Source organism: Mycobacterium sp. (assembly GCF_044370595.1).
In the GTDB taxonomy this organism is placed as follows: domain Bacteria; phylum Actinomycetota; class Actinomycetes; order Mycobacteriales; family Mycobacteriaceae; genus Mycobacterium.
In genome coordinates, this window is record NZ_JBILVF010000207.1 from 1 (window position 1) to 4,766 (window position 4,766).

4 protein-coding genes are annotated in these 4,766 nt (G+C 70.2%); 3 read left to right on the forward strand and 1 reads right to left on the reverse strand.

Features of this window, described 5'->3' with window-relative positions; translation table 11 throughout:
• Positions 1–26: 26 nt before the first annotated feature.
• Positions 27–818 carry an electron transfer flavoprotein subunit beta/FixA family protein gene (locus ADBZ5N_RS17450; RefSeq protein ID WP_526259614.1) on the reverse strand — a complete coding sequence of 264 codons (792 nt, stop codon included), beginning with the start codon at positions 816–818 and terminating at the stop codon, positions 27–29.
• Positions 819–1,019: 201 nt separating this feature from the next.
• Here ADBZ5N_RS17450 and ADBZ5N_RS17455 point away from each other — a divergent pair, with 201 nt between their 5' ends.
• From ADBZ5N_RS17455 to ADBZ5N_RS17465, 3 genes are all read left to right on the forward strand, one after another.
• Positions 1,020–1,805, forward strand: coding sequence for a class I SAM-dependent methyltransferase (locus ADBZ5N_RS17455; RefSeq protein WP_526259616.1), 786 nt, complete (start codon positions 1,020–1,022; stop codon positions 1,803–1,805).
• Positions 1,802–3,370, forward strand: a complete 1,569-nt coding sequence (locus ADBZ5N_RS17460) for a 1,4-alpha-glucan branching protein domain-containing protein (RefSeq protein ID WP_526259618.1) — start codon at positions 1,802–1,804, stop codon at positions 3,368–3,370. Before ADBZ5N_RS17455 ends, ADBZ5N_RS17460 begins: the two co-directional genes overlap by 4 nt.
• 91 nt (positions 3,371–3,461) lie before the next feature.
• The gene (locus tag ADBZ5N_RS17465; RefSeq protein WP_526259620.1) at positions 3,462–4,691 is read left to right on the forward strand and encodes a glycosyltransferase family 4 protein; all 1,230 of its coding nucleotides are present in this window, start codon (positions 3,462–3,464) and stop codon (positions 4,689–4,691) included.
• Positions 4,692–4,766: the final 75 nt, after the last annotated feature.

Genomic DNA, 4,766 nt, shown 5'->3' on the forward strand with positions numbered 1-4,766 from the left:
GTAGGGGGCGTTTGCCGGATAGGGAGCTAGATGATCTTTTGGGCGACCAGGTACTCGGCGATCTTGGCGCCGCCCTCGCCGTCGTCGCTGACCTTTTCCCCAGCGGCCTTGGCCGCCTTGGGGGTCGAGTTCACCACCGTCGACCCGGCGTTGGCCAGGCCCACCTCGTCGGCCTCCACCCCGATGTCGGCCAGCGTGAGGGTCGCCACTTCCTTCTTCTTGGCGGCCATGATGCCCTTGAAGGACGGGAAGCGCGGCTCGTTGATCTTCTCGTGCACGCTGACCACCGCGGGCAGCGACGCCTCGACGGTGAACAGGCCCTCGTCGGTCTCCCGCTCACCCTTGATCGTGCCGCCCTCGATCTGGACCGAGCGCATGTGGGTGAGCTGTGGCAGACCCAGGTACTCGGCGATGATCGCCGGGACCGCGCCGCCGGTGCCGTCGGTGGCCTGATTGCCGGCGATCACCAGATCGGTGCCCTCGATGGTGCCCAGTGCGCGGGCCAGCGCCCACCCGGTCTGAACCATGTCCGAGCCGTGCAGGCGCTCGTCGAGCAGGTGCACACCCTTGTCGGCGCCCATGGACAGGGCCTTGCGGATGGCCTCGGTGGCGCGCTCGGGTCCGGCGGTCAGCACGGTCACCGTGCTCTCGCCGCCCTCGCGCTCCTTGATCAGCAGCGCCTCTTCGACGGCGCGCTCGTTGATCTCGTCCAGCACGGCATCGGCCGCTTCCCGGTCGAGGGTCCAGTCACCGTCGGAGAGCTTGCGCTCCGACCAGGTGTCGGGGACCTGCTTGATCAGAACCACGATGTTCGTCATGGCTATCTACGTCCTCCTGGCAGGCGTCATGCGGCCGGGACAGGCCGCACTGGTGTCAATCCGCTGACCACACCATGTTACTAGCCGGTAACTTATGGTGGATCGCTCCATAACGATAGCGTGCCGGAGAGGGTGTTCCTGCAGGCCTGTTGGGACCGCACGGGTTCGCGAATCGGGCACGGCAGGTTAGCCTGCCTTGCGATGAACGCACACCTGACGGACGCGGCCGACAGCGGTTTGCCGCTGACCGGCGAACGGACCGTGCCCGGCCTGGCCGAGGAGAATTACTGGTTCCGCCGTCATGAGATCGCCTACCTCCGCTGTGCGGACATCTGCGCTGGTCAACAGGTACTCGAGGCGGGCTGCGGGGAGGGCTACGGGGCCGATCTGATCGCCTCGACCGCTAGCCGGGTGGTGGCCGTGGACTACGACGCCGCGACGGTGGCGCACGTGCGCGCCCGCTACCCCCGCGTCGAGGTGCTGGCGGCCAATCTGGCGGCGGTTCCGCTGCCCGACGCCTCGGTGGATGTTGTGGTGAACTTCCAGGTCATCGAGCATTTGTGGGATCAGCCACACTTCATTACCGAATGCTTACGGCTGCTGCGTCCCGGCGGGCGGCTGCTGATGTCCACGCCGAACCGGATCACCTTCACCCCCGGCAGCGACACCCCGGTCAATCCGTTCCACACCCGTGAACTCAACGCCGCTGAACTGCGGGAACTGCTGGAAGACGGCGGGTTCGAGGTGGAGGCGATCTACGGTGTTTTTCATGGCCCGCGCCTGACGGCGATGGACGCCCGGCACGGCGGGTCGATCATCGACGCCCAGATCGCCCGGGCACTGGCCGACGCCCCGTGGCCGGCGGATCTGCTCGCCGACGTGGCCGAGGTGCGATGCGAGGACTTCGAGATCGTCGCCGACGGTCCCGGATCCGACCGCGACATCGACGACAGCCTGGATCTGCTGGCGATCGCGGTGCGCCCGTGACGTCTCCAAACGCACAGCCCGTCCCCGGGCAGTTCAGCCTCGTCCTGCACACCCACCTGCCGTGGCTGGCCCACCACGGACGCTGGCCGGTGGGCGAGGAATGGCTGTTCCAGTCCTGGGCGGCGTCCTACCTGCCGCTGCTGCGGGTGCTGCGCACCCTGGCCGCCGAGGACCGGCGCGGGGTGATCACCCTGGGCCTGACCCCGGTGGTCACCGCCCAACTCGACGACCCGTACTGCCTCGACGGTATGCACCGCTGGCTGGCCAACTGGCAGCTGCGCGCGCTGGAGGCCACCAACGTGCACACCGCGACCGGCGCCGCAGCGGGTACCGCCACCGCACCGGAGGCGTTGCGGCGGTTCGGTGTTCGCGAGTACGACGAGGCCACCGCGGCGCTGGAGGACTTCACCGCGCTATGGCGCCACGGCGCCAGCCCGCTGCTGCGCGAACTGATCGACGCCGGCACGGTGGAACTGCTCGGCGGGCCGCTGGCCCATCCGTTCCAGCCGCTGCTGCACCCGCGGTTGCGGGAGTTCGCGCTGCGCGAAGGACTCACCGACGCCGGTCAGCGACTCGGCCACACCCCGACGGGCATCTGGGCGCCGGAGTGCGCCTACTCCCCCGGCATGGAGTACGACTACGCCGCCGCCGGGGTGAGCCACTTCATGGTCGACGGCCCGTCGCTGCACGGCGACACCGCGCTGGGCCGGCCGGTCGGTGACACCGACGTCGTCGCCTTCGGCCGCGACCTGCAGGTCAGCTACCGGGTGTGGTCGCCGCGGTCGGGCTACCCCGGCCACGCCGCCTACCGCGACTTCCACACCCACGACCACCTGACCGGCCTCAAGCCCGCCCGGGTCACCGGCCGCCACGTCGACGGGGATGCCAAGGCCCCGTATGACCCGCAGCGCGCCGACCGGGCGGTCGACGCCCACGTCGACGACTTCGTCGACCTGGTGCGGCAGCGGCTGATCAGCGAGTCCGAGCGCATCGGCCGGCCCGCCCATGTGGTGGCCGCCTTCGACACCGAACTGTTCGGGCACTGGTGGTACGAAGGCCCGGTCTGGCTGGAGCGGTTGCTGCGCGCGCTGCCCGAAGCCGGGGTGCAGGTGGGCACTCTGCGCGGTGCGAGGGAGAACGGATTCCTCGGCGCCCCAGTGCAATTGCCGCCGAGCTCCTGGGGTTCGGGTAAGGACTGGCAGGTGTGGTCCGGGGAGAAGGTGGCCGACCTGGTGCAGCTCAACAGCGAGGTGGTCGACACTGCGCTGGCCTGCGTCGACAAGGCGCTGGCCCAGACCGACGTCGCTCCCACCCGCGACCCGGTGGCCGACCAGATCCTGCGCGAAACGCTGCTGACGGTGTCCAGCGACTGGCCGTTCATGGTGAGCAAGGACTCCGCGGCGGACTACGCCCGCTACCGGGCGCATCTGCACGCGCACGCCACCCGCGAGATCGCCGACGCGCTGTCGGCCGGCCGGCGCGACGCCGCCGAACGACTGGCCGCGGGCTGGAACCGCGCCGATGGACTGTTCGGCGCCCTGGACGCCCGGCGACTGCCCCGGTGAGCCCGCCTTCCCGGCGCGAGCGTGCGTGTCGGCACGCCGACACGCCGCCCCCCGCGCACGGTTGCGCACGCCCGGCGCCGGTGGGTGTTCGGTGAAGGTCCTGCTGGTGTCCTGGGAGTACCCACCGGTGGTGGTCGGCGGGTTGGGCCGGCACGTCTACCAGTTGGCCACCGCCCTGGCCGCCGACGGTCACGACGTGGTGGTGCTCTCTAGGCAGCCCTTCGGCACCGACCCGGCCAGCCACCCCACCACCGACGAACGACGCGACGGCGTGCGGGTGATCGCCGCCGCACACGATCCGCACGAGTTCGAGTTCTTCGCCGACATGATGGCGTGGACCCTGGCGATGGGACACGCGATGCTGCGCGCCGGCATGGGTTTGCACACCGACTGGAAGCCCGACGTGGTGCATGCCCACGACTGGCTGGTCGCCCATCCCGCCGTCGCGCTGGCGGAGTTCTTCGACGTTCCCCTGGTGTCGACGATCCACGCCACCGAGGCGGGCCGGCATTCGGGTTGGGTGTCCGGGCCGACCAACCGGCAGGTGCATGCCGTGGAGTCGTGGCTGGCCCGGGAGTCGGACTCGATGATCGCCTGCTCGGCGTCGATGGCTGCCGAGATCACCGACCTGTTCAGCCCAGGGCTGGCCGAAATCACCGTCATTCCCAACGGAATCGACTCCGGCCGTTGGCCTTTCGCCCCGCGTCGGCCGCACACCGGGGCCCCGGAACTGCTCTACTTCGGGCGCTTGGAGTACGAGAAAGGCGTCCACGACGCCATCGCGGCGCTGCCGCGGATCCGTCGCCGGCATCCGGGTACCACACTGACCGTCGCCGGCGACGGCACCCAGCAGGACTGGCTGGTGGAGGTGGCCCGCAAACACAAGGTGCTCAAGGCGGTTCGCTTCATCGGCGGCGTCGACCCCGACGAGTTGCTGCACCTGCTGCACCGCACCGACGTGGCGGTGCTGCCCAGCCACTACGAGCCGTTCGGCATCGTGGCACTGGAAGCCGCCGCAGCCGGCGCGCCCTTGGTGACGACCAACGTCGGCGGTCTGGGTGAGGCGGTGCTCGACGGCGTGACCGGACTGTCCTGCCCACCGCGCGACGTCCCCGCCCTGGCCGCCGCGGTGTGTGCGGCACTCGACGACCCGGCGTCGGCGCAGCGCCGCGCGATCGCGGCGCGGGAACGGCTCACCTGCGACTTCGACTGGCACACCGTGGCCGCCCGCACCGCGCAGGTGTACCTGGGGGCCAAACGGCGGGAACGTGAGCCGCTGGAACGCCGGCCGATCGTCGAGCACGCCCTGCCCGACCGCTGAGCGCACCCGCGGGAGAAGGAGGCTAGCTTCGCGAAGCCTTCTTGCGTTCGATGTCGGCGAGGTGGGCGGCCAGTT

Coding starts and splice junctions, on each gene's coding strand:
- ADBZ5N_RS17455 (WP_526259616.1), top strand. CDS start 1,020: ATGAACGCACACCTGACGGACGCGGCCGACAGCGGTTTGCCGCTGACC.
- ADBZ5N_RS17450 (WP_526259614.1), bottom strand. CDS start 818: ATGACGAACATCGTGGTTCTGATCAAGCAGGTCCCCGACACCTGGTCG.